The 21,250-nt window shown below is 57.9% G+C and carries 22 protein-coding genes and 2 pseudogenes; 12 read left to right on the top strand and 12 right to left on the bottom strand.

All coding sequences use genetic code 11. From position 1 onward, the window contains the following. Positions 1-1,569 (top strand): Na/Pi cotransporter family protein (locus AAAB35_RS19490; RefSeq protein ID WP_340669930.1); only part of this gene is annotated, 1,569 nt, incomplete at its 5' end. Between the two features lie 23 nt (positions 1,570-1,592). Here the strand turns inward: AAAB35_RS19490 and AAAB35_RS19485 are convergent. Beyond that, positions 1,593-1,757: a hypothetical protein gene (locus AAAB35_RS19485; RefSeq protein ID WP_340669929.1), complete on the bottom strand. Its 165-nt coding sequence runs from the start codon at positions 1,755-1,757 to the stop codon at positions 1,593-1,595. Between the two features lie 304 nt (positions 1,758-2,061). On the opposite strand from AAAB35_RS19485, the gene AAAB35_RS19480 reads away from it, so the two are divergent. Then, on the top strand, positions 2,062-3,936 hold the full coding sequence (locus AAAB35_RS19480; protein ID WP_340669928.1) for a calcium-binding protein: 1,875 nt from the start codon (positions 2,062-2,064) through the stop codon (positions 3,934-3,936). Between the two features lie 50 nt (positions 3,937-3,986). Here AAAB35_RS19480 and AAAB35_RS19475 read toward each other — a convergent pair whose 3' ends face one another. Beyond that, positions 3,987-4,661 carry an HAD-IA family hydrolase gene (locus AAAB35_RS19475; protein ID WP_340669927.1) on the bottom strand — a complete coding sequence of 225 codons (675 nt, stop codon included), beginning with the start codon at positions 4,659-4,661 and terminating at the stop codon, positions 3,987-3,989. Between the two features lie 99 nt (positions 4,662-4,760). On the opposite strand from AAAB35_RS19475, the gene AAAB35_RS19470 reads away from it, so the two are divergent. From AAAB35_RS19470 to AAAB35_RS19460, 3 genes are all read left to right on the top strand, one after another. Then, positions 4,761-5,294, top strand: coding sequence for a DUF1003 domain-containing protein (locus AAAB35_RS19470; RefSeq protein ID WP_340669926.1), 534 nt, complete (start codon positions 4,761-4,763; stop codon positions 5,292-5,294). A gap of 351 nt (positions 5,295-5,645) precedes the next feature. Beyond that, positions 5,646-6,401 carry a hypothetical protein gene (locus AAAB35_RS19465; protein WP_340669925.1) on the top strand — a complete coding sequence of 252 codons (756 nt, stop codon included), beginning with the start codon at positions 5,646-5,648 and terminating at the stop codon, positions 6,399-6,401. A gap of 297 nt (positions 6,402-6,698) precedes the next feature. Then, entirely contained in the window at positions 6,699-6,956 is a 258-nt protein-coding gene (locus tag AAAB35_RS19460) for a DUF1344 domain-containing protein (RefSeq protein ID WP_340669924.1), read from the top strand. Between the two features lie 35 nt (positions 6,957-6,991). Here AAAB35_RS19460 and AAAB35_RS19455 read toward each other — a convergent pair whose 3' ends face one another. The 6 genes and pseudogenes from AAAB35_RS19455 to AAAB35_RS19430 all read right to left on the bottom strand — a co-directional run bounded on the left by AAAB35_RS19455 (position 6,992) and on the right by AAAB35_RS19430 (position 10,251). Then, positions 6,992-7,276: a transglutaminase family protein gene (locus AAAB35_RS19455; protein ID WP_340669923.1), complete on the bottom strand. Its 285-nt coding sequence runs from the start codon at positions 7,274-7,276 to the stop codon at positions 6,992-6,994. Between the two features lie 135 nt (positions 7,277-7,411). Next, complete coding sequence (locus AAAB35_RS19450; RefSeq protein ID WP_340669922.1) at positions 7,412-7,876, bottom strand: transglutaminase N-terminal domain-containing protein; 465 nt, start codon at positions 7,874-7,876, stop codon at positions 7,412-7,414. Between the two features lie 190 nt (positions 7,877-8,066). Then, entirely contained in the window at positions 8,067-8,402 is a 336-nt protein-coding gene (locus AAAB35_RS19445; RefSeq protein ID WP_340669921.1) for a hypothetical protein, read from the bottom strand. A gap of 202 nt (positions 8,403-8,604) precedes the next feature. Next, positions 8,605-8,985, bottom strand: coding sequence for a hypothetical protein (locus tag AAAB35_RS19440; protein WP_340669920.1), 381 nt, complete (start codon positions 8,983-8,985; stop codon positions 8,605-8,607). Positions 8,986-9,075: 90 nt separating this feature from the next. Further along, positions 9,076-9,486, bottom strand: a complete 411-nt coding sequence (locus tag AAAB35_RS19435) for a MarR family winged helix-turn-helix transcriptional regulator (RefSeq protein WP_340669919.1) — start codon at positions 9,484-9,486, stop codon at positions 9,076-9,078. Positions 9,487-9,604: 118 nt separating this feature from the next. Beyond that, a pseudogene (locus AAAB35_RS19430) lies at positions 9,605-10,251 on the bottom strand (TetR/AcrR family transcriptional regulator). A gap of 134 nt (positions 10,252-10,385) precedes the next feature. On the opposite strand from AAAB35_RS19430, the gene AAAB35_RS19425 reads away from it, so the two are divergent. Together AAAB35_RS19425 and AAAB35_RS19420 are read left to right on the top strand one after the other, a co-directional pair. After that, a complete protein-coding gene (locus tag AAAB35_RS19425) occupies positions 10,386-11,570 on the top strand; it encodes an HlyD family secretion protein (RefSeq protein ID WP_340669918.1) in 1,185 nt (394 codons plus the stop codon). Between the two features lie 22 nt (positions 11,571-11,592). Then, the gene (locus AAAB35_RS19420; protein ID WP_340669917.1) at positions 11,593-13,176 is read left to right on the top strand and encodes a DHA2 family efflux MFS transporter permease subunit; all 1,584 of its coding nucleotides are present in this window, start codon (positions 11,593-11,595) and stop codon (positions 13,174-13,176) included. A gap of 59 nt (positions 13,177-13,235) precedes the next feature. Here the strand turns inward: AAAB35_RS19420 and AAAB35_RS19415 are convergent, their stop codons facing one another. After that, positions 13,236-13,685, bottom strand: coding sequence for a GatB/YqeY domain-containing protein (locus AAAB35_RS19415; protein WP_340669916.1), 450 nt, complete (start codon positions 13,683-13,685; stop codon positions 13,236-13,238). 301 nt (positions 13,686-13,986) lie between these two features. Here AAAB35_RS19415 and carA point away from each other — a divergent pair, with 301 nt between their 5' ends. The 3 genes from carA (at position 13,987) to AAAB35_RS19400 (ending at position 16,438) form a co-directional block, all read left to right on the top strand. Beyond that, positions 13,987-15,237: a glutamine-hydrolyzing carbamoyl-phosphate synthase small subunit gene (gene carA, locus AAAB35_RS19410; RefSeq protein ID WP_340669915.1), complete on the top strand. Its 1,251-nt coding sequence runs from the start codon at positions 13,987-13,989 to the stop codon at positions 15,235-15,237. A 166-nt stretch (positions 15,238-15,403) separates the two neighbouring features. Beyond that, positions 15,404-15,877 (top strand): nuclear transport factor 2 family protein, encoded by a 474-nt coding sequence (locus AAAB35_RS19405; protein ID WP_340669914.1) that lies wholly within the window; start codon positions 15,404-15,406, stop codon positions 15,875-15,877. Positions 15,878-15,880: 3 nt separating this feature from the next. Further along, a complete protein-coding gene (locus AAAB35_RS19400) occupies positions 15,881-16,438 on the top strand; it encodes a TetR/AcrR family transcriptional regulator (RefSeq protein WP_340669913.1) in 558 nt (185 codons plus the stop codon). Between the two features lies 1 nt (position 16,439). Here the strand turns inward: AAAB35_RS19400 and AAAB35_RS19395 are convergent, their stop codons facing one another. Together AAAB35_RS19395 and AAAB35_RS19390 are read right to left on the bottom strand one after the other, a co-directional pair. Next, on the bottom strand, positions 16,440-17,711 hold the full coding sequence (locus AAAB35_RS19395) for a TCR/Tet family MFS transporter (protein ID WP_340669912.1): 1,272 nt from the start codon (positions 17,709-17,711) through the stop codon (positions 16,440-16,442). 209 nt (positions 17,712-17,920) lie between these two features. After that, entirely contained in the window at positions 17,921-18,385 is a 465-nt protein-coding gene (locus tag AAAB35_RS19390) for an Lrp/AsnC family transcriptional regulator (protein WP_340669911.1), read from the bottom strand. A 145-nt stretch (positions 18,386-18,530) separates the two neighbouring features. On the opposite strand from AAAB35_RS19390, the gene AAAB35_RS19385 reads away from it, so the two are divergent. Beyond that, positions 18,531-19,253: an aspartate/glutamate racemase family protein gene (locus AAAB35_RS19385; protein ID WP_340669910.1), complete on the top strand. Its 723-nt coding sequence runs from the start codon at positions 18,531-18,533 to the stop codon at positions 19,251-19,253. A gap of 43 nt (positions 19,254-19,296) precedes the next feature. Here AAAB35_RS19385 and AAAB35_RS19380 read toward each other — a convergent pair whose 3' ends face one another. Then, entirely contained in the window at positions 19,297-20,232 is a 936-nt protein-coding gene (locus AAAB35_RS19380; protein WP_340669909.1) for a neutral zinc metallopeptidase, read from the bottom strand. 339 nt (positions 20,233-20,571) lie between these two features. Here AAAB35_RS19380 and AAAB35_RS19375 point away from each other — a divergent pair. Further along, positions 20,572-21,250, top strand: a pseudogene (locus tag AAAB35_RS19375) (carbamoyl phosphate synthase large subunit); the annotation flags it as partial.

Here is a 21,250-nt window from a genome sequence, read left to right as displayed (position 1 = left end):
CGCATGCGCCGCAGCCTGCGCGGGGTCCTGCACAATCCCGTCCTTGCCGTTCTCTGGGGTCTGATGCTGTCGATCGCGCTGCAGTCGTCGACCGCAGTGAGCCTTCTCGTCGGCTCCTTTGTCGGGTCCGGTATCGTCAGCGGCATCGCCGGCCTGATGGCGGTGCGCGGCGCCGAGGTCGGCTCGGCGCTCGTCGTCAAGATCCTGAGCTTCGACCTGACGCTGCTGGTGCCGCTTTGCCTCGTCGCCGGCACGGTGATCTTCATGTCGACCGAGCGCAGCAACTGGCGGCAGATGGGCCGCATCCTTGTCGGCATCGGACTTCTCGTGCTTTCGCTCGAAATGACCGGTCAGGCAACCGAACCCCTGCGCAACAGCGAACTCCTGCCGGTGATCGTCAGCTATCTCGATACCGATCCGGTCACGGCGTTCCTACTGGCCGCGCTCATGACGTGGCTGTTTCATTCAAGCATTGCCGCGGTTCTTCTGGTCGTTACCTTCGCCTCGCGCGGCCTGATCCAGCCGGAACTCGGCATCGTCATGATCTGCGGCGTCAATCTCGGCTCCTCCTTCATTGCACCGATCCTGACCCGCAACGCCGCACCGAAGGCGCGCATTGTGCCGATGGGCAACCTTTTGATGCGCGGCCTCGGCTCAATCGTCATCCTTATGCTCTATCTCGCCTTCCGGCCGCCCGTCGCCTTCCTCGGTACTACGCCCGCCGATCAGGTGATCAATGGTCACATCCTCTTCAACGTGATCACTCTCCTTGCAGGCGTGCCGCTTTCAACGCTCGTTCTCAAGGCAACCAAGGCAGTCGTGGCGCTGAATACGCCAACCGAGCCACAGCGGCCGCTTGATCATGCCGAACTCAGCGCGCTCGACGACAGCGTGCTCGACACGCCGAGCCTTGCCCTCGCCAATGCGACGCGGGAGACCGTTGGTGTCTGCGAGACCATCGAAATCATGCTGCGCAGCATCATCGACCTATATGAAAACCCCGACCAGGCGCGGATCGACGAACTCTCGGCCCTCGACGACAAGGTCGACCGCAAGCACGCGGCCATCAAGCTCTATCTCGCCAAGCTGACGACGCGGACGCTGTCCGATTACGAGGTGGCGCGGGCGCGTGAGCTTCTCGGCGCCTGCGTCAAGCTCGAGCAGGTCGGCGATATCATCGTGCGCAACATGCTTGCGCTTGTGCAGAAGAAAATGGACCGCAAGCTCAAATTCACCGATGAAGGCTGGCGCGAACTCAGCGATTTCCACGCAAGGGTGCTGACGAATGCGCGCATGGCTTTCAATGTGCTCGTGTCACGCGACCGCGAAACGGCGCATCAGCTGGTGCTTGAAAAAGATCATCTGCGTGACGTCGAAAAGCAGACGAGCGACCGCCATTTCAGCCGACTTCGCGAAGGCACGACCCGCAGTCTCGAGACAAGTTCCATCCATCTCGACACCATCCGCGACCTGAAGCAGATCAACTCGCTGCTTGCCGCTATGGCCTATCCGGTGCTCGAAGAACAGGGGCTGTTGAACACCACACGGTTGCGTGCGCTGCACAGCTGAGCAGATCTTTGTCGCCGAGAAGATCAATAGTCGCGATGAACGTGCGTATTTGAGCCGATGAACGCGCCCATAGCGCTACCGATCAGCAAGCCAAGCAGGATATTGCCCATCATCGCTTCGCCTACGCCTGCACCCACCGACAACCCTGCCAGTATCCCGATAATTGTCGGCCAACGATGTTCTTTCATTATCGCCTCCGTTATTTGCCGAATAACGCAGATGTAGGACGCTGGTTCCAAAGTTATTGCGTCGATCAACTTCATTTGATCTGGTTTTGGAGAATTGCCCGGGGGGCGCTGAAAGCTGGCCGTTATCATTAAAGAACGTGGTGGTGCGAACTTCTCTGCCGGGCAACAAATAGCCGGCAAAATCCTTCCATCAAACGCGCCAGTTCACGGAATTTGTTCGGATTATTGAAGTAATTTCAAACATTTGACTGTGTATATTTATTGATTGAGATTGCCGCCAGCATCCAATGTGGGGAGTTCGGAGATGGCGAATGTCGTGGGTTCAGACAGTGTAGACGTGCTGAAGGGCACGGCGGATGAAGACACCATGTCCGGGCTTGCCGGCAATGATCGGCTGATCGGCAGCGCTGGCGAAGATCACATCGACGGCGGCGAAGGACGCGATACGGTCGATTATCGCGACTCGGAAGGCGCCATCAACGTCAGCCTGGAGATCGAGAGGCAGGCCGTAACGCCTGGGCTCAGTTATTCGAGTGGCGATACGCTGATCGATATCGAGAATGTGATGGGCTCGGCCCATGATGATTCCATCACCGGCAACGCGAAGAACAACGTTTTCACCGGTGGTGCCGGTGCTGACAAATTGTTCGACAATTCTACCACAGACCATGACCGGGCGAGTTACACGACATCGTCCGAAGCAGTTGACGTCGACCTGCGCCGCACAGGACAGCAGTTCGGCGGCGACGCCGAAGGCGACCGTCTGCACGGTATCGAGAACCTCAGCGGCTCCGCATTCAACGATCGCCTGATCGGTGACGCCGGCAACAATGTCATCAATGGCGGCGAAGGCGCCGATTTCATGGACGGCGGCTCGGGTACCGAGGATATCGCCGAATACACAGGTTCCAAGGCGGGTATCGACGTCGATCTCAATCGCATCATCCAGCACGGCGGAGCGGCCGAAGGCGACCAGCTTGTCGGCTTTGAAGGTGTCTACGGTTCGAAGTTCGATGACCATATCGTCGGTGACGCGGGCGATAATTTCCTGACTGGCAATGCCGGTAATGATACCATCATCGGCGGCGGCGGATTCGACCGCATCAATGCAGGCGAAGGCGACGACACAATCGAGATCAGCAGCCTGTCGAAGGTCTCCGGCGGCGAAGGCTTCGACACCCTTATCGTCAACGTCACTGACTATGATAGCTACGAGAACCAGAGCGACGGTTTCAAAGCCGTTTACCAGGCGTGGAACAACGGTAGCATCCAGCTCTCGACCTCCGAATATCCCTATGCATACCCTTCGCACACGAAATATGCGACGGGCATCGAGCGCCTCGAATTCTACGGCAGCAAGCACGGCGATCTCGCCATCGGCACGGATAATGACGACAAGCTGATCGGCAACGGCGGCGATGACTACCTCGTAGGCGGCAGAGGCGCCGATCATATCGAGGGCGGTGCAGGCAACGATACCCTTTATGCTGGCACGCAGGGGCTGCAAGACGAAATCCCCAACGCCGGCGACTATCTCGATGGCGGAAGCGGCAATGACGTGCTCAATGCCAGCAACTCATTCGCATTCATTGATGGCGGCGAAGGCGATGACCTGCTCCGCCTGACCGTGAGCGAGCGCGCCGGCGGCTATATCGACGTGCGAACGACGGGTCTGCAGGGCCAGCATATCTTCAACGTCGAGCACTTCGAGCTCTATGGCGCCCAGGGCGACGATGTCCTTATCGGCGGACGGCATGCGGATCTGCTCGAAGGCGGTGACGGCAACGACCTGCTGCGTGCCGGCTTCAGCAACGATACGTTGCACGGCGGCAATGGCGACGACATGCTTTACGGCGAAGACGGCAGGGACGAACTCACCGGCGGGACAGGCGACGACGTGCTTTCAGGCGGCGCCGGTGCTGATTACTTCATCTTCAACAGCATCACCGGACAGGGCCATGATGTCATCACCGACTTCAACGGAGCCGAAGGCGATATTATCATCGTCCAGCGCGACCTGTCTTCGACCTTCCAATCCTTCGACGACTTCATGCATGCGGCAACGCAGACGGAAAATGGCGTTCTCGTCGATCTCGATGGCGACGGGGCGTCAACATCGAGTATCCTCATTGCCAATGCCTCGCTGGAGGATTTGACGCAGGATAACGTCTACGTTTGATCCCGTCGCGACAATCAAAAAAAGGGCGCTCTAACGGCGCCCTTTTTGCGTCACGCCTCTACCGCCCTGCGCAACGACATGCGTCCATCGTCCTCGACGACAACGTCGAGATGCCGGTAATCGAAGATCATGGCATGCGCCGTTTCAAGAGCGTGCTTGTGGGTTGCCGTGACGACGAGGACATCCGCTCCGGCGGCATCGCCGGCAAGGATGCCGGGCACCGCATCCTCGAACACGAGGCAATCGGCGATGTCGACGCCGAGCTTTTTCGCGCCCATCAGATAGCAGTCCGGGTTCGGCTTGCCGACAGCAACGTCGTCGGCGGCGACGATCGTTGGCGGCAGCGGCACACCCGCGGCCGCAAGGCGGCGCTTGGCAAGATCGAGCGGCGCGGACGTGACGATGGCCCATCGCGCCTGCGGCAAGCGAGCAAGGAATTCGACGGCGCCGTTAAGCGCGAAGATCCCGTCGACGTCGTCCATTTCGGCGCGCGTGATCTTGAATGCCTCGGCTTCCGGATCGACGCCGGGCAGCCCGAGCCGCCGCACCGTATCCACGGCGCGCGCACCGTGCATTGTCGGCAGGAATGTCCGCACATCAATACCGTGGCTCTCCGCCCATTTCGCCCAGACGCGTTCCGCAGCAAGGGTCGAACTGATGAGGGTCCCATCCATGTCGAACAGGAAGGCGGAATAACTCTTTTCGAACACGGCTGTTGCTGGCACTCTGCACGTCCTTTCAGCTGCAATCATTTTGCCTGAGTTTTAGTGCATTTCCTTCATCAATTGCCAGCATCCGGTATCTGCCAATTTGGGAAAGCATCCATGCCTAACGTAGAACAAGTGAAACGGGGACTGCAGGAGGCCGAACTCAAGCTCCTGCATCATCTGCGTGCTGTCCGCCGTGAACATCGCAAGGAAAGGCTGGCCGACCGCGAGCAATTGACCCCCGGACAAAAAATCGCAGACTCTGTCGCAGCGACCATGGGGTCGTGGAAATTCATCATTATCCAGACAACCATTCTGTTCTTTTGGATTATCCTCAACATCACGGCATATGTGCGCAACTGGGACCCCTACCCGTTTATTCTGCTTAACCTGGCACTGTCGTTTCAGGCTGCCTATGCCGCGCCGTTCATCATGATGAGCCAGAACCGGCAACAGGACGTCGACCGCAGGGAGGCCGAGAACGACTACAAGATCAACATCAAGGCAGAACTCGAGATCGAACTCCTGCATGAGAAGATCGAGCTCTTGCATCAGAAGATCGACCAGATGCGCGAGAAGGAAGTGGTGACGCTCGCCGAAACGGTGCAGGAACTGGCCAAACCGCGAGAAGCGCCAGAGAAATCGGACTGACCGGTAGCAGAAACGAAAAGGACCGCTGCGGGAGGAGGTGCAGCGGTCCTGATTGTAAATGTACCGCGGGAGGAGGTGCAGTACATTCCACGTTGGGGTTTCTGGGAGGAGTAGAACCCAACAACCAAAAGATAGCGCAGGCATCGGATATCGCAACGCACAAAATTGCATGTGTGCTATGCAAACTGGCGCATTGACCTTGACTCGACAACCGGCGGGAGAATGTGTGACTCGCCCGGATGCCCCAGAGTAAATCTTCGGAGCGCGCACCACTCTATTTATGGCGTTCCCGCTGCAGCGGTTAAATAGCTAAGAATAGTTGGACAATTCATAACGGACCGATTTGCCCTCATGACAAACATCACAACCATCGCCTCAACCATGACGGCCGCCTTTCTAGGCTCTTTCGTTGAGGTCGTCGAAGCATTCACAATCATTCTCGCGGTCGGCGTGTCGCGCAGTTGGCGGCCAGCCTTCATCGGCACTGCGTTAGCACTCGCGGTGCTTGCCCTGATCGTGGTGGTCCTTGGACCGCTGCTTGGAATGATCCCGGTGGAACTCCTCCAATTCGTCATCGGAACGCTGTTGATTCTGTTCGGAATGCGTTGGTTGCGCAAGGCGATCCTACGCGCGGCCGGCTTCATCGCCCTTCACGATGAGGCTGAGGCCTTTGCCAAGGAGACCGATCAGCTCAAGCGTCAGGCTGCCGAACGCCGCGCCGACTTCATTGCAGGCACCGCGGCTTTCAAGGCGGTCCTGCTCGAAGGCATCGAAGTCGTTTTCATCGTCATTGCGGTCGGCGCGGGTCGTGGCATGCTCGGCTATGCCGCGCTTGGCGCCGCCGCTGCCTGCCTGCTGGTTTTGGCGATCGGCGTCGCGGTGCACAAGCCGCTGGCGCAGGTTCCTGAAAACACCTTGAAGTTTGTGGTTGGCCTGCTCCTGACAGCGTTTGGCGTCTACTGGACTGGAGAGGGTCTTGGCGCCCACTGGCCAGGGGCCGACCTTTCCCTGATCGCCATCTTCGTCATTCTCGCAATATTCTCGTTGGCGGCCGTGCGATTTCTGCGCGGGTACCACCACATCCATTTGAAAGAAGTTTCCCGATGAGTTTTCTTGCGACCGCATTCAAGGAATTGACTGGCATGCCCTCGCCCTCCTGTCGATTCTTCTTATCGCCTTCATAACCGTTGCCGTTGAGTTTGCGGGACTGCCTGGCTTGGCCGGGGGACTCCTGCTCCTTGGCGGATGCATCCTCATTCTGTTGGAGAGCACGTGGCGCGCCGTACGGGGCAAGCGGCGCTGATCGTGATTGCGCAGGCGGACTTACGGATCTGTAAGAACCAGGCAAAGGCGCGGTAAGATCCTTTCGGTCAGGCTCGCTCGTGTCAATCAAGGAGTGAGTTCATGAAAATATACCCTATCGCGGCGCTTGCATTGCTCGCACTTTCTGCTGCACCTGCGGCCTATGCCAAGAATACGAACGGCACGATCACGGCGATCGACATCAAAGCCGATACGGTAACGCTCGACAACGGCAGTACACTGCATCTTCCGGAAAGCATCGAGGTGGAAACGCTAAAAGTGGGCGAACACGTCCAAGTAAGTTATTCTACCGGTGCATCAGGAACCGAGACCGTCAAATCCATTCGCGCGATAAAATAAAACATGCGGGCGACGGGCTGGTCAACAGCCCGTCGTCAAAGCGGGACTGCGCGAACTGAAACGTCCACATGCATGTCGATCGGGTCATCCACTTTCCCGACAAATCCCCCTGAAATCGGAATGGCCTGTGATGCCTCCCGGCTTACGCCGACGCGAATGAGGTTGGCTCCTCCGACAAGGCCGTTCGTCGGATCATACTCGACCCAGCCCGCACCGGGAAGGTAGACGCCGCGCCAGGCGTGCGTACTGCCGCCTCCACGCGCGGCACCCGAGGTGTCGTCGTAGAGGTAGCCGGTTACGAAACGCGTGGCCGAGGCCATAGCTGCGCAGCGCCTCCATCATCAGCACAGCAAAGTCGCGGCAGGTTCCGGAACCGAGCCCGATTGTCTGAGCGGCAGTTTGCGTCCCTTCCTCGTGACGTGCGCCGTAGCGGAATTCCTGTTTGATGGCATGAGTCACGCAGCCAATACGTCGAGCGTGTTCGGGGTGGAGGCCTCGCCGACGATGCGCCTCGCCCAGGTACCCACACTTCCGTGCGGATCCGATGTGCGCTGCTCGGCAAGGTGCAATAGATCAGGAATTTCGGCAGTTGCGTACACAAACGGGAAAACCTCGGCCGCCGTATCAAGGATGTAACGAGGCAATGGCTGGCCGTCGGGATGATGTGTGAGGTCGAGGGTCGAAACGATCCTCAGGCGGTCGGTCGCAAGCGTTTCCGGCCAATCCAGGAAACAGATCGAATTATCGAACATGTCATGCTTCCAATGGATAGATGCCGGTTCCGGTTCGACGACTAGATCAGCACGGTGCAAGCGAAGGTCATGGCTGTCATCCGGCCGCAGCATCAGCCAGTGACGCAGCAGCCCGACCGGGTTGCGATAAGTGTACTCGGTGGTATGTACGATATTGATCCGGGCCATTACTGCCCCCTAATCACCAGCACATTCCTTACACCCGGCCAAGATGTTTTGCGAGAGCGTGGCCGAGTAACCTAAACCTCACCCTAACGTCGACTGGCATCCCTGACGATGCACTGGCGGCCAGCCAATTGCCTCGTCCTGAAATGCTACAGCGCGTCCCCTGAAAGGGAGCGCACCTTTAATTCGGCCGTCAGTGAAGGTCGCGTGGAACGTGGTCATGCCCACGCCGCCTGAATATTTTGACCACCTCGCCGATTGGCACATCTGGAGATATCAAGGGATCGTAATTTTGCCAGAACTGCAATTCGTAGACGATAGCTCGTTCGCGACGGGCATGAACATTCAGATCGCAGGCGTTGGCTATGATCGATTTCAGTGTGGTGAGATAGTCGCCCAGCGTCGAGTCCGGGTAGTGGTCAGCTGTCAGTTCCAACCAGCCCCCTCTCGGTTCCTCCAACGGTTCAGCGCTCAATAAATAGATCATCAAGTCCAGCGAAGGACTTTCGGGTGGCGGTGCCTCGTTCATTATTGTCTCCCAAGCGTCCCACCCCAACGCTACACTGCTGCACGGAATGATTCTTCGTCAAATTAAATAAAGTACATGAAGCAGGCGCCAGCCTTGGCTGGTGCAGTCGTATCCCCTGCCGCAAAACGCGGAGCACTCCCAGATTGCTCGTCAACAATCCGGGAGACGCCTGATAGTGATAATCCAACGCCGGATCGTTCGATCAGTCAGAAAGTTCCGCGTTGCCTAGAACTTCGATGCGGTCCGCGACACGGCGAATGAGCAATTCCGGCTGCCGCTCGCCTATGGCCACCGGGATCGAGATCGATTGAGACTGGCCGGGCTGAAGCACGGCGGAAAATCTTACGACGGCGTGATCGTTGGGCTCCGAGCCTTCCGCATTTCTCGTATTGACCGTGGTTACGACGTGCCAACCGTCGGCCCGGCTGACCCAAAATGTTATGGCTGACACATTGGGACCGAGCGCGGTTGCTACGCCCTGCCCTTCATTTACCTTCAAATCCTGTTCACTGGCCTGAACCGCTGACGCAGCAATCATGCCATAGAGAATGACACTACCGGCGGTCTTCAATAATCTAGTCATGGCTATGTTCCTTGTGTTTTGTTTCGGATGGGAACCTTAATGTGTATATACACATTAATCGGTGTGCGGTTTTTGCTTTCTTGAGAAAGTTTAAGTCCCGCGCGTCAACTCTAGAAAATCATGCCGCCATTGGGCGGCTCGTTCGGCTCCGACTCGAGCCTCGAATTCCTGTTGGGCCTTCTGCCATAATGGCAAGGCTTCCTCGACCTTGTTCTGGCCGGTAACTGTAAGCGACAATACCAGCTTTCGCGTATCCTGTGCCGCGCGCTCCGTTTTCAGCCAGCCATCCCGCTCCATTGGCTTGATGGCACGCACAAGCGAGGTCCTCTCCAGGACCAATGCATCCGCAAGCTCGCTCATCGTCATACCCTGCGTCTCGCTGAGCAATACGAGGATCGAGAACTGCGTGCTCGTAACATGCGCCGCAGATAGGTGCCGCTCATACAACCGTGTGATGTAGCGCGCCGCCTGCCTCGTTGCGAAGCTGTTGCACGCAACCATGGACGATGACTTAATCATATGCGCAAGGTATGTGTGCATATGCACTTTGTCAAGAGGTGTGTCCGATGTACCCGCTTGAATCGTTCAAAGGCAAACAGCGATCGGCACCAAAAAGCGTCTAGACTGCGCATCCTTTCAGAAACAGATCAGCACACATTCTCGCTCGAGCCACAATTTCCTCACTCTGCGGTGCGGGCTTCTGGCGCAGCATGGTTGCGCGTTGCGGCTCCATGACCATCATTCCGCGCAGCATGCCGCTGGCAGCGTGCGGATCGTCAAGCGCAATACGCCCAAGCCCGACCTGCTCGCGAAGCCAGGCTTCCATCAAGGCATTGGTTTTGACGATCGCACGTTCATAGAACGATGTCGCGATCTCCGGAAACCGATCGGATTCGCCAATGACGAGGCGCATGATGTCAATCGTGTCGTCCGAGAGCGTAAGCATGCCATAGGCTGTCAGCATACGTTCGAGGCCTTTCCTCAAATCTTCGTTCGCATGGGCTTCGGGATTGATAGCCAAGAAGAAGCTGCCAATGCGATCGGATATCATGCAGGCAAACAAATCTGCCTTCGTAGGAAACAGCCGGTACAGGGTTTGGTTGAAACGCCTGCATTCTGCGCGATGGCGCTGATACTCGCGGCGGCGTAGCCACTCTCATGAAACTGCACATTGGCCGCCTCGATGATCAGACCCTTCGTATCGTCATCGCAACGGATTTGCGGCCTACCTCTCGGGCGTTTCTCGATCTTGTGAATTACAACCATGGCCGTTTTCCAAAATATTGTTGACATCACGTTTATACGGCGTATTTTGGAAAACATCAAGTTTCCTAAATAGAGTTTCATCAACCGTAAGGCCGCAGCCAAAGTGACGGCGACCCGGAAATTGGGAGACCACAATGACAAAGCTGCAAGCCTTGAACAGCAACGTCGCCCAACCCGCTGAAGTTGGCCCCACCGCAGACGCCGGGAGCCCGGTCCGTATCGCGGAAGTGCCCCAGTCGCCCGCCGCCAACGAAAAACCAGTCCGCAAGCGGGGCCGCCGTCTGCTGCTCGGCGCAGCCGCGATCGTCCTGATCGCCGCGGGCACCTATTACGGCCACGACTACTGGACGGTCGGGCGCTTCCACGTGGAGACCGACGATGCCTATGTAAAGGCGGACAATAGTGCAGTCGCACCGAAGATTTCGGGCTATATCGCCGAAGTCCTCGTCAAGGACAACGAAACCGTGAAGGCCAGCCAGCCCCTCGCCCGCATCGATGATCGCGACTTCAGGACTGCCTTCGAGCAAGCCAAGGGCGATGTCGCGGCGGCTGAGGCAACAATCGAGGCGAAACAGGCATCCCTTGCCATCCAGCAATCGATCATTGCGGCGGCGCGCGCAACGGTTGACGTCGATCAGGCCAATGAAAAGTTCGCCGAACAGAATGACAGGCGTTACGCAACGCTTGCCACAAGTGGCTATGGCAACATCCAGAATGCTCAGCAGGCCGCATCGCAGATCGCTGCGGCAAAAGCCACCGTCGTTCGCGATAGCGCAGCACTGGATGCTGCAACGAAACAGGTTGAACTACTGAATGCGGAGCTTGCCCAGGCAAAAGCCGCGCTCGTACATGACCTTGCCGTTCAGCACCAGGCCGAACTTAACCTGTCCTACGCCACGATCATGGCGCCCGTCGACGGTGTCGTCGGCAACCGCACATTGCGTGTTGGCCAATACGTTCAGGCCGGCACGCAGCTAATGACGGTTGTTCCAACTGCGTCGGTCTACGTCATTGCCAATTACAAGGAAACGCAGCTGACCGACGTTCGCGCCGGCCAAGCGGTCGATATTGATGTCGATATGTTTCCGGACCGGGTCTATCACGGCCACGTCGATAGCCTCGCTCCCGCGAGCGGCCAGGAGTTTGCTCTGCTGCCGCCCGACAACGCCACCGGTAACTTCACCAAGGTCGTTCAGCGCATTCCCGTGAAGATCGTACTCGATGCCGACAGCGCTGCCGCCGGCGACCTTCGACCGGGCATGTCCGTTCAACCGAGCATAGATACCAAAGCCGACGCTGTTGAGCGTCAGAGCCATTGATGGCCGGCAGGAGGATCGTGTCATGTCCGTCACAACGTTCAACGCTGCTTCGGTGCAGCAACCGCGCGCCAGCACGAAGGAATGGATTGCCGTTCTCGCCGGCATGATCGGCGCGTTCATGGCGATCCTCAACATACAGATCACCAATGCGTCGCTGCTCGATATCGAAGGCGGCATCGGCACAGGCGTCGACAACGGCGCCTGGATCTCCACATCCTATTTGATCGGTGAGATCGTCGTCATCCCGCTCACAGCCTATTTCAGCAGCGTGTTCTCGTTTCGCCGTTACATCCTTGCGAATACAATCCTTTTCCCGCTGTTCTCGATAGCCTGTGCCTTCACCCATGACCTCGGTTCGATGATCGTCATGCGTGGCCTGCAGGGCTTTGCCGGTGGCGTGCTCATTCCAATGGCCTTCACCATGGTGCTGACCAAGCTGCCAAAGGCGCAGCAGCCCGTCGGCCTTGCCCTCTTCGCTCTCTCGGTCACCTTTGCTCCGGCAATTGGTCCGACGATTGGCGGCTATCTCACCGAGAATTATGGCTGGCAGACGATCTTCTTCATCAATGCCATTCCGAGCGCTGTCATGGCAGTGGCACTTGCGGCAACGCTGGACAAAACGCCGATGCAACTCCATCTCCTGAAGGAGGGCGACTGGGCCGGCATATTCACCATGGCAGTTGGATTGTCGGCTCTTCAGACCGTGCTCGAAGAAGGCAACAAGGACGACTGGTTCTCCTCGCCCTTTATCCTCAAGCTCAGCGCAATCGCCGTCGTCTTTTTGGCAACTTTCATATGGATAGAGCTGACCGTTGAAAAACCCTTGGTCAAGCTCAGCCTTCTGAAGCAGCGCAACTTCGCCATCGGTGTGACGGTGAACGTCCTCGTCGGCGTCGCGCTGTTCGGCACGGTCTATATCCTGCCGCAATATCTCGGACAGGTGCAGCGCTACAATGCCGAGCAGATCGGCAACGTGCTCGCCTGGACCGGCCTGCCGCAGTTGCTGCTGATCCCGCTTGTCCCGATGATGATGAAGCGTTTCGATGCCCGTTACATAGGCTTTCTCGGCATCAGCATCTTTGCCGCGAGCTGTTTCATGAATGTCATGCTTTCGCCGGAAAGTGCAGGCGATCAGTTCTGGATTCCGAACATCGTTCGTGCGATCGGGCAGGCACTGGTGCTGACGCCGATCACGGCCATTACCACGGCCGGTATCGCCGCCGCCGACGCTGCTGCCGCATCGGGTTTGACGAACATGCTGCGCAATCTCGGCGGTGCCGTCGGCACAGCAACGTTGGGAACGGTACTGACCAAGCGCGAACAGTTCCACTCGAATATTATCGGGCAGTCCGTCACCTTGGCGCGAGATGAAGTCCACCAGCGCCTCGACCAGCTGACCGGCTATTTCGTGGCACATGGAGTTTCGGATCACGCACTTGCCGCCCAACAGGCTGTCGTCGCCCTTGGACGCCTCGTAAAGCGCCAGGCGCTGATCATGGGTTTCAGCGATACCTTTGCCGTGATTGGCGTCCTGCTCGCGCTTGCGGCTTTCGCCCTGTTGTTCGCCGAAAAGCCGAAAGCAGCGGGCGGGGCTGGCGCCCATTAGTGATGAATCGGCTTCGCCTGAAGCGCTGCCGGCCATATCGGGCGGACGCGCTTCAACGCCTACTGCAGGAGCTGTTTCACGATGGCGCTGGCCTTGCTGAAATCCATCTGGCCAGCGTGTTTTTCCTTCAGCGCATTCATGACTTTGCCCATGTCGCGCAAACCGACCGCCCCGATCTCCTTGATCACCTGCGAACAGGCCTCGCGCATCTCGGTTTCACTCATCTGTATCGGCATGAAGTCGCGAATAATCGCGATCTCACCGCGCTCCTGTTCCGCGAGTTCCTGGCGGCCGCCGTCTTCGTAAAGCTTTGCCGACTCCTCGCGCTGCTTGATCATCTTGGCAAGAATCGCGCTGATCTCGTCGTCCGTCACGGGCTCTTTGCCCGCGCCACGATTGAGAATATCGCGATCCTTGATCGCGGCCATGATCAGGCGCAACGTCGAAACCCGACGTTTGTCCTGCGCCTTCATGGCCGTGTTAAGTGCTTGTGCGATCGTATCGCGCATGTTCATCGTCTCCTTCATGTACGCGCAGCCTAGCCGCTGAGTCGATCGGAAACAATCGTGGTGGATTCCCGCAAAATGCGGAATTCACCAAGAGTTTTCGTCTTCCAATTGACCGAAGGCGTGGCTTTGTCTATGGAATGGGCCTTAGCCAGACTTTTATTGTTGTTGCTGCGGTGGGGAGTATTCCGGCCACCGCGTTCAGCCACGTGATATGGGCGCTTGGACGGCATTCTTCAATGCACCGCAACGACAGCAACGCACGGCCACAACAACGACGCAAGCCCACGCTCAGGAGTGCCGCATGACCGCCTCGATAACCACAGACGACGCCGCGAAGCAAAGTCAGACGACTGCCCCGTGGACCGAGATAAAGCCGACGGCAGTTCTCGTTCTCGCCGATGGAACGGTTATCGAGGGCAAGGGCCTTGGCGCGACAGGAAGCTGCGAAGCGGAAGTATGCTTCAATACGGCGCTCACGGGCTATGAGGAGATTCTCACCGATCCTTCCTATGCAGGTCAGATCGTCACGTTCACGTTTCCGCATATCGGCAACGTCGGCACCAACAAGGAAGACATCGAGGACCTCACTCCTGCCAACCGGGCTGGTGCTGTTGGCGCGATTTTCAAGGCCGACATCACCGCGCCGTCGAGTTACCGCGCTGCCGAAAATCTCGATCATTGGCTGAAGGCTCGCGGCATCATCGCGCTAGCCGGTGTCGATACCCGCGCCCTTACCGTACTCATCCGCGAAAAGGGGATGCCCAACGCGGTGATCGCCCATGATCCAGACGGCAAGTTTGATATTCCCGCGCTCAAATCGCGCGCCGCGGCCTGGCACGGTCTCCTCGACCTTGATCTGGCCAAGGACGTAACCTCCGGGCAGAGTTCGGTCTGGACTGAAAAGCCCTGGGTATGGAATGAAGGCTTTGCCGAACAGTCTGCGCCGGAATTTCACGTAGTCGCCATCGATTACGGCATCAAGCGCAATATCCTTCGGCTCATTGCCGGGCTTGGCGCCAAGGTCACCATTCTTCCGGCGGCGGCAACGGCCGAGGATGTCCTCGCCTACAAACCCGACGGTATCTTCCTCTCCAATGGCCCGGGCGATCCGGCTGCGACGGGAAAATACGCAGTTCCGGCGATCAAGGAATTGATCAAGACCGAGATTCCGGTCTTCGGCATTTGCCTCGGCCACCAGATGCTGGCGCTTGCCCTTGGCGGTGATACGAGGAAGATGCACCAGGGGCACCATGGCGCCAACCATCCCGTACGGGACGATACCACCGGCAAGGTCGAGATAGTCTCGATGAACCACGGGTTCGCGGTCGATACGACCTCACTGCCGGATGGCGTCGAAGAGACCCACGTCTCACTGTTCGATGGCAGCAATTGCGGTTTGCGCGTCGTCGGCCGTCCGATCTTTTCCGTCCAGCACCATCCCGAGGCTTCGCCCGGCCCGCAGGACTCGCACTATCTCTTCCGCCGGTTCTTCAATCTCATCCGCGAGCGCAAGGGCCTCGAGCCCCTGCCGGAACGTGACCAGGCGGCCTAGAGCACTCCATATCCAGTGAGCATTACGGGCACCATCCGGCCCAGTTCCACTGTATCAGCTTGATTGCTGGCGCTCGACTTCGCTGTCGAGCGCTGTTGCCTGCTCCTTGACTAATTGTACCAATTGCTACACAATTTACCTATTGGTACACTAGTAGGAGCCCGCTATGTCCGAGCCACGCCCGCCACTCCCGCCCTTCACTCGAGAAACGGCCATTCAAAAGGTTCGCGCCGCCGAAGACGGCTGGAACAGCCGTAATCCAGAACGCGTCTCGCTCGCTTACACGGTCGACAGCTATTGGCGTAACCGTTCGACTTTCGTTAGTGGTCGTGAAGCCATCGTTGCGTTCTTGACGGCAAAGTGGGTGCGCGAGCTTGACTACCGTCTGATCAAGGAGCTTTGGGCGTTCACCGACAACCGGATTGCCGTTCGCTTCGCTTATGAATACCACGACGATTCCGGCAACTGGTTCCGAGCCTATGGCAACGAGAACTGGGAATTCGATGACAACGGTCTGATGCGCAAGCGCTACGCGTCGATCAATGATTTGCCCATCGAGGAATCGGAGCGGAAGTTCCGCTGGGACAACTCCGGGCCCCGGCCGGCGGACCATCCGGGCCTCACTGATCTAGGTCTTTAGCATATGGCAAAAACCGTCGCAGAACGCGCCGATATCGTCCCGGTTCTCGCTGAGATTTTCCGCGAACACGGATACGAGGGTGCAAGTCTCGCCACCATCGGCGACCGCACCGGCCTTGGCAAAGGAAGCCTCTACCACTTCTTTCCAGGCGGCAAAGAGGAAATGGCGGCGGCAGTCCTCGCCGAGATCGATGCATGGTTCGAGGCAAACATATATCGGCCGCTGCGGGAAGCCACCGAACCCCGCGCGGCCGTTGAAGCGATGTGCCACAGTGTAACCGAGTACTTTCATTCCGGCCGCCGTGTGTGCCTCGTCGGCGCCTTTGCCCTCGACAATGTCCGAGATCGCTTTGCCAACTGCATCAAGGATTACTTTGCCGATTGGCAAGAGTCTTTGGCGCAGGCGCTTCTTCGGAGTGGCCGGAATGCAGACGACGCGGCTGATCTCGCGGAGGAATCCGTATCCAGCATTCAGGGTGCGCTTGTGCTCGCTAGGGCGCTCGGAGATGCATCGGTGTTCGAGCGCGCGATGGACCGGATCGAACGAAGGCTGCTCGCTTGAGTTATTGCGCTTCGTTGCGCGCAAGCGCACCCGGGACGAGCGCACCGTCCTTCGCCGGCGCCGGCTTCTCAACGCGCAGGATGAAGACGACGAGACCCACAAGCACGAACAAGCCGCCGAGTGCATAGGCAGCCCCGGCAAAAGTGACCGGAGCGTTAGCCGACGTAAACATCGCGAAAATCTGGGTGAAGATCAGTGGCCCGACAATATTGGTGATGCTGAAAAGGCTGGTCATCGCTCCCTGAAGTTCACCCTGTTCGGATGCCGGCACTTTCGCTGACGCGATACTGCGCATAGCGGGATCGGCCATGCCCTCGAGGTAGGTCGCTATAATCACCGCATAGACCATCCAGCCCTGCCAGGCGCCCGCATAGCCGAAGAAACCAAGCATGGCGAAGGCAAGGCCGATCGCGGCAGTCCGCCATTCGCCAAACCGCACCACGGCACGCGGCAACACCAGGCCCATGACAATGGCGCTGCAGAGACCGTACACGCCAAGCGAAAGTCCAATATCGCTCTCACTCCAGCCATAGCGGTAGCTCCCGACATAGGACCAGACGGATGGGTAGGCCATATGGCCGAGCGTGAGCATGAAGAAAACGAGCCCAATGGGCAGAATCCCTTTGTGCCTGCGCATCTGCTTCAGCGCGCCGACCGGATTCGCGCGCTTCCACTCAAACGTCCGACGGTCTTTGGCCGCAAGTGTTTCGGGCAGGATGAACCAGGCAACGACAAAATTGACAAAGGAAATGGCGGCGGCACCAAAGAAGGGAACGCGTGGGCCAAACTCACCGAGAAAGCCGCCAATGATAGGCCCGAGTATGAAGCCGATACCAAAGGCAATGCCGAGCAGACCAAAATTCCGCGCGCGGTTCTCGTCCGTGCTGACATCTGCAATATAGGCTGAAGCAGTCGCGTAGCTTCCCCCGCTTATACCTGCAAGGATCCGTCCGAGCAACAGGATGGCGAAATTGGGAGCGAGCGCGCAAATCAGATTGTCGAGCGAAAAGGTGATGATGGATATCAAAAGGATTGGCCGGCGGCCGAACCGGTCGCTCAGATTGCCGATCAGCGGAGCAAAAGCAAACTGCATGCCCGCATAAACGAAGAGCAGCCAGCCGCCATAAATCGCTGCCTGACCGACATCCGAGCCCGTGAGTTCCTCCAGGTATTCGGGAAGGACCGGAATGATGATCCCGATGCCGATAATATCGAGCAGGAGGATCGTAAAGACGAGAACAAGGCCGCGTTTGGCAAGGACCGGGTCAATCATCGGAAAAACTCACAAACAGCATTCACGTCCGCATAAAGGCGGAGGACGCATATTTTCCATCATCAGGCGCGAAACAATTCGTGAACATGAGCAGGAAATGTATAAAAACGCCACCGAATTGTGACTTTTGGCGGAATTGCTCCTGACATCTCCTGCCAGAGCAAATGGGAGGATCAGGCCGAAACAACAAAGCGCGATCCAGGACCGAGCTAACGGACGTAGCGCGTCGGTACTGCCGTGGTGGCCTTCAGGATTTCCATCGATACCGAGGCAGAAATGTCGAAGAATTCAACCTTTTCGACCAGTGTCTTGTAGATGCCGTCATAGGCTTCGACGCGGGGCAGCACCAGCTTGAGAATATAGTCGATCGTGCCGGTCATGCGATGCACCTCGACAATTTCTGGAATGTCGTTGATCGCCTTGCGAAACTGCTCAAGCCATTCGGCGGAATGGCGCGCAGTACGGACAATTACAAACATCGTTGTAGGCAGTCCCATCAGCGGCCGATCGAGAAGGACGACCCGGCGCGCGATGAAGCCCTCCTCTTCCAGGCGCTGGATACGGCGCGAGCAAGCCGAGATCGAGAGGTTCACCCGTTCGGCGAGGTCGGATATGGCGAGCGACGCATCATTCTGCAGCAAATCGAGGATTTTCCGGTCACGATCGTCGAACATGTCCAACCTTTCGCCGATAATTTGTCCTATTACTGAAATTTACGCCATTTTTTTGCGTAGACGCAACCAACAAATGCAAACTTCGCGGGCCTTTTGCGCGAGCTCGCGGCTATGCTTGTGTGAAGTCAACGAGCACGGGGTTACAATGCGCACTATTGGATTGATCGGCGGCATGAGCTGGGAAAGCACCGCTGTATATTATCGCCAGATTAACGAAATCGTACGCACGCGTCTTGGCGGACTCTGCTCAGCCAAGATCGCAATGCAATCGCTCGATTTTTCCGAAGTCGTTGCCCTGCAGAAGAGCAACCGCTGGGATGACGCTGCTGCGCTCCTCTCCGGTGCTGCTCAGCGCCTCGAAGCTGCCGGCGCCGACTGCGTTCTCATTTGCACCAACACTATGCACCTCGTCGCCGAGCCTGTCGCCGCATCGATCGGTGTGCCGCTTATTGATATCAGGACCGAAACCGCGACAACTCTGGCCGCCGCAGGCAAGAGGCGTCCGCTGCTTCTCGCCACCCGCTACACGATGGAACACGGCTTCTATGCCGATTTCATGCGCGATCAGTTCGGCATCGACGTCATGGTCCCGAACGAGATCGATCGCGCCAAGGTTCACTCTGTAATCTTCGATGAACTGTGCTGCGGTATCGTCAGGGACGACTCCCGCCACGCCCTTGAAAAGATCGTACAGCGTGGCAAGGAAGCCGGCGCCGACAGCGTCATTCTCGGCTGCACGGAAATTTGCCTGTCTTTGACCGACGACAATCTGGCGCTGCCAGTTTTCGACTCGACGACGATCCACTCCGCTGCGGCCGTTGCCCATGCGCTGGGCCTGAATCAGATCAGCGATCAAGCAGCCGTCTAACCGTTTCTGGGCGCCTTCTCGTCACAGGGACGCGCCCAGCACATCAAATCTTGCTGTTGAATGTATCGCAGCTGTCGAGTTTGCCGCTGTCGAAGCCGCGCTTGAACCAGGTCATGCGCTGCTGTGACGTGCCGTGGTTGAAACTCTCCGGTACGACGTAGCCCTGCATTTTCCGCTGCAGCGTATCGTCGCCGATCTTCTGTGCCGCATTCAATGCTTCTTCCAGATCACCAGCTTCGAGAATGCCCTTCTGCTGGGTGAAATGACCCCAGATGCCGGCAAAGCAATCGGCCTGAAGCTCCACCCGAACGGACATCGCATTCGCATCCGCCTCGCTCATGTTCTGGCGCATCTGGTTGAACTTCGGCAGAACGCCGATCAGGTTTTGCACATGATGACCGACTTCGTGGGCAAGCACATAAGCCTGGGCGAAATCGCCCGAAGCGCCGAATTTCTTGTCGAGCTCGTTATAGAAACTCAAATCGATGTAGAGCTTGCGGTCGCCGGGACAGTAGAACGGCCCGGAAGCAGCGCTCGCAAAACCGCAGGCAGACCGCACCTGGCCGTTGAACAGGACCATCGTCGGGGCGGGATAGGTCTGGCCCTCAGCCTGGAAAATGCCGCTCCAGACATCCTCCGTCTCGGCGAGGACGGTTCGGACGAACTGCGTCATCTCGTCATTGTTCTTGACCGAGGAATCGCCCGATGGCGACTGGGTCTGGGTCGGCGTGATTGAGCCACCATCACTACCCGAATCGACCAAGATCTGCATCGGATCGATGTTGGTGCAGAATTTCAGGAAAAGGAAAATCGCCGCGAGAATGACGATGCCGGACAGGCCGCCACCACGCGCCGTGCTGAAGCCACCACCCGTCGGCAGGCGGAACCCGCCGCGTCCGATACCACCGGGAAAGCCACCGTCGCCTTCGCCGCGTTGATCTTCAACATTGTCACTTTGCCTGCGGCCCTGCCAACGCATTTCCCATCTCCCCAACACAAGCCGATCAGCCGGCCGATACGCTGCACTATCAACAGTATAGTGCGATATTTGTTTCACGCACGCCGCTATTTTTCAACGCGAGGGCAAGGGCGACACATAATCTACCTTCGTGGCGGATCGATGCAGCTAATGGACCGAGGGGCAAATAACGCAGAAATTGCGGCGAAAAAGCATGAATCAGCGCGTTTTTGGGGTTACGTAATGCAATTCCTTTGCCTATAAGGCAGCCTTAGCCTCGCATCTGGAACTTAAGTGTCTGCCCGTACGGTCGAAACCCGTGCGGTTTTTTGTGCAGCACGCTGTGGATAGGAATCGACCATGCCAAAACGCACCGACATCAAATCTATTCTGATCATCGGCGCTGGCCCGATCATCATCGGTCAGGCATGCGAATTCGACTATTCCGGCACCCAGGCCTGCAAGGCGCTGAAGGAAGAGGGATATCGGGTCATCCTCGTCAACTCCAATCCGGCGACCATCATGACCGATCCGGAGCTTGCCGACGCTACTTATATCGAACCGATCACGCCAGAAGTTGTCGCCAAGATCATCGCCAAGGAACGTCCGGACGCGCTCCTGCCCACCATGGGCGGCCAGACCGCGCTCAATACCGCACTGTCGCTGCGCCGCATGGGTGTGCTTGACCGCTATAATGTCGAGATGATCGGCGCGAATGCCGCTGCCATCGACAAGGCTGAGGACCGGGCACTCTTCCGCGAGGCCATGGGAAAGATCGGCCTTGAGACGCCGCTCTCGATGCTGGCAAATGCCACCGATGTCAAGGATCACGATCGCCGGCTGCACCAGGAACAGCGGGAGGCGGTGAAAGCCAAATACTCAGGCCCGGAACTCGACGCGGCACTCGACAAACTCGAGACCGAATGGCAACTCGGCGAAGGTGACCGCAAGCAGCGCTATGTATCGCATGCGCTTGGTATGGCTGGCGCGGCGCTCGATCATGTGGGGCTTCCGGCGATCATCCGCCCATCCTTCACCA

This window comes from Phyllobacterium sp. (assembly GCF_037994425.1).
Classification (GTDB): domain Bacteria; phylum Pseudomonadota; class Alphaproteobacteria; order Rhizobiales; family Rhizobiaceae; genus Phyllobacterium.
Note: the sequence above shows the minus strand (reverse complement) of the source record. Positions and strands in the feature narration are given on the sequence as shown.

Bases quoted from the DNA above. Each gene is read 5' to 3' on its own strand.
- AAAB35_RS19485 (WP_340669929.1), bottom strand. From the start codon at position 1,757: ATGAAAGAACATCGTTGGCCGACAATTATCGGGATACTGGCAGGGTTG.
- AAAB35_RS19480 (WP_340669928.1), top strand. From the start codon at position 2,062: ATGGCGAATGTCGTGGGTTCAGACAGTGTAGACGTGCTGAAGGGCACG.
- AAAB35_RS19470 (WP_340669926.1), top strand. From the start codon at position 4,761: ATGCCTAACGTAGAACAAGTGAAACGGGGACTGCAGGAGGCCGAACTC.
- AAAB35_RS19465 (WP_340669925.1), top strand. From the start codon at position 5,646: ATGACAAACATCACAACCATCGCCTCAACCATGACGGCCGCCTTTCTA.
- AAAB35_RS19460 (WP_340669924.1), top strand. From the start codon at position 6,699: ATGAAAATATACCCTATCGCGGCGCTTGCATTGCTCGCACTTTCTGCT.
- AAAB35_RS19455 (WP_340669923.1), bottom strand. From the start codon at position 7,276: ATGGCCTCGGCCACGCGTTTCGTAACCGGCTACCTCTACGACGACACC.
- AAAB35_RS19450 (WP_340669922.1), bottom strand. From the start codon at position 7,876: ATGGCCCGGATCAATATCGTACATACCACCGAGTACACTTATCGCAAC.
- AAAB35_RS19445 (WP_340669921.1), bottom strand. From the start codon at position 8,402: ATGAACGAGGCACCGCCACCCGAAAGTCCTTCGCTGGACTTGATGATC.
- AAAB35_RS19440 (WP_340669920.1), bottom strand. From the start codon at position 8,985: ATGACTAGATTATTGAAGACCGCCGGTAGTGTCATTCTCTATGGCATG.
- AAAB35_RS19435 (WP_340669919.1), bottom strand. From the start codon at position 9,486: ATGGTTGCGTGCAACAGCTTCGCAACGAGGCAGGCGGCGCGCTACATC.
- AAAB35_RS19425 (WP_340669918.1), top strand. From the start codon at position 10,386: ATGACAAAGCTGCAAGCCTTGAACAGCAACGTCGCCCAACCCGCTGAA.
- AAAB35_RS19420 (WP_340669917.1), top strand. From the start codon at position 11,593: ATGTCCGTCACAACGTTCAACGCTGCTTCGGTGCAGCAACCGCGCGCC.
- AAAB35_RS19415 (WP_340669916.1), bottom strand. From the start codon at position 13,685: ATGCGCGATACGATCGCACAAGCACTTAACACGGCCATGAAGGCGCAG.
- carA (WP_340669915.1), top strand. From the start codon at position 13,987: ATGACCGCCTCGATAACCACAGACGACGCCGCGAAGCAAAGTCAGACG.
- AAAB35_RS19405 (WP_340669914.1), top strand. From the start codon at position 15,404: ATGTCCGAGCCACGCCCGCCACTCCCGCCCTTCACTCGAGAAACGGCC.
- AAAB35_RS19400 (WP_340669913.1), top strand. From the start codon at position 15,881: ATGGCAAAAACCGTCGCAGAACGCGCCGATATCGTCCCGGTTCTCGCT.
- AAAB35_RS19395 (WP_340669912.1), bottom strand. From the start codon at position 17,711: ATGATTGACCCGGTCCTTGCCAAACGCGGCCTTGTTCTCGTCTTTACG.
- AAAB35_RS19390 (WP_340669911.1), bottom strand. From the start codon at position 18,385: ATGTTCGACGATCGTGACCGGAAAATCCTCGATTTGCTGCAGAATGAT.
- AAAB35_RS19385 (WP_340669910.1), top strand. From the start codon at position 18,531: ATGCGCACTATTGGATTGATCGGCGGCATGAGCTGGGAAAGCACCGCT.
- AAAB35_RS19380 (WP_340669909.1), bottom strand. From the start codon at position 20,232: ATGCGTTGGCAGGGCCGCAGGCAAAGTGACAATGTTGAAGATCAACGC.